This is a genomic window from Ruminococcus sp. MCC718 (assembly GCF_018783905.1).
GTDB lineage: Bacteria > Bacillota > Clostridia > Lachnospirales > Lachnospiraceae > Hominisplanchenecus > Hominisplanchenecus faecis.
In genome coordinates this window covers 1-379 of record NZ_WQNP01000112.1, presented here as the reverse complement: position 1 = coordinate 379, position 379 = coordinate 1, and the positions used below count along the sequence as shown (strand labels likewise).

Annotated in this window: 1 pseudogene; it reads left to right on the top strand. The window is 43.5% G+C overall.

From position 1 onward, the window contains the following. Nucleotides 1–250, top strand: a pseudogene (locus GPK60_RS09785) (transposase); the annotation flags it as partial. Nucleotides 251–379 lie beyond the last annotated feature (129 nt).

Sequence of the window (379 nt, the reverse complement as noted above, 5' to 3'; positions counted from 1 at the left end):
AACTACCATATGGTATGGTCAGTGAAATACCGACGGAAGATATTAAACTCAGGAATTGAGGAATACCTAAAGGAACTGGTACAGCAGATTGCTGAGGACAAGGGCTTTACTGTTCATTTATTTGAATGTGGTGAAGGAGACCATATGGAAGGGAGAGCTGTGGAACCATTCCTATTATGTGGAAACGATCGGATCTGTATCTGAGGAAAATATCCGCCGTTATATTGAACATCAGAGCAAGTCGTATTAAGTTAAAGCGGACTGTAAATACCGGTCCGCGTTACTGCCTGAGGGGAGGGAGAGGGATGCTGCTGTCACACAGAACATCTGTAAAAATCCGGCCGGAATATTCCAATATCATAGGGCATATGTGTTATGC